The organism is Lentzea sp. NPDC003310, from assembly GCF_040610935.1.
In the GTDB taxonomy this organism is placed as follows: Bacteria; Actinomycetota; Actinomycetes; order Mycobacteriales; family Pseudonocardiaceae; genus Lentzea.
Map to the genome: position 1 here is coordinate 1 of NZ_JBEXNC010000061.1, position 1,315 is coordinate 1,315.

At 49.0% G+C, this 1,315-nt stretch carries 1 rRNA gene; it reads right to left on the minus strand.

The window, feature by feature from the left end:
* Window positions 1-1,003: ribosomal RNA gene (locus tag ABZX02_RS43920) — 16S ribosomal RNA — on the minus strand; the annotation flags it as partial.
* Window positions 1,004-1,315 lie beyond the last annotated feature (312 nt).

The following is a 1,315-nucleotide window of genomic DNA, read 5'->3' on the forward strand; positions in this document are numbered from 1 at the left end:
ATGTCAAGACCTGGTAAGGTTCTTCGCGTTGCTTCGAATTAAACCACATGCTCCACCGCTTGTGCGGGCCCCCGTCAATTCCTTTGAGTTTCAACCTTGCGGTCGTACTCCCCAGGCGGAGTGCTTATTGCGTTAGCTGCGATACAGAGAACTTATAGCTCCCTACATCTAGCACTCATCGTTTACGGCGTGGACTACCAGGGTATCTAATCCTGTTTGCTCCCCACGCTTTCGAGCCTCAGTGTCAGTTACAGGCCAGAGAGCCGCTTTCGCCACCGGTGTTCCTCCATATATCTACGCATTTCACCGCTACACATGGAATTCCACTCTCCTCTCCTGCACTCAAGTCTACCAGTTTCCAATGCATACAATGGTTGAGCCACTGCCTTTTACACCAGACTTAATAAACCACCTGCGCTCGCTTTACGCCCAATAAATCCGGACAACGCTCGGGACCTACGTATTACCGCGGCTGCTGGCACGTAGTTAGCCGTCCCTTTCTGGGTAGTTACCGTCACTTGATGAGCTTTCCACTCTCACCAACGTTCTTCTCTACCAACAGAGTTTTACGATCCGAAAACCTTCTTCACTCACGCGGCGTTGCTCGGTCAGACTTTCGTCCATTGCCGAAGATTCCCTACTGCTGCCTCCCGTAGGAGTTTGGGCCGTGTCTCAGTCCCAATGTGGCCGATCACCCTCTCAGGTCGGCTATGTATCATCGCCTTGGTGAGCCTTTACCTCACCAACTAGCTAATACAACGCGGGATCATCTTTGAGTGATGCAATTGCATCTTTCAAACTTAAAACTTGTGTTTAAAGTTTTTATGCGGTATTAGCATTCGTTTCCAAATGTTGTCCCCCGCTCAAAGGCAGATTCCCCACGCGTTACTCACCCGTTCGCTGCTCATCCAGTCGGTACAAGTACCAACCTTCAGCGCTCAACTTGCATGTATTAGGCACGCCGCCAGCGTTCGTCCTGAGCCAGGATCAAACTCTCAAATAAAGTATTTAAGTCACCTTAGTGACTGGCTTGTCTTTCATTATTGATTGACAGATTTTTGATGTATCTTACTACATCACATGAGTCATTCTTCTTTATTCAGTTTTCAATGGTCTAGCTTATCGCTTCAAGACCCTCGTCTCTTGCGACAACTATTATATTCTATCAAACCTAACTAAACTTGTCAAGAATTAACTGTGACTTTTATACCTTTTTTTATCATCGGCGGCGTGACTCACGACGACCGACCGAGGAGGCCCGAGATGCAACCCGTCCCGTTCGTTCCGTGGGTGTGGCGCGACCCGTCCTGGACCG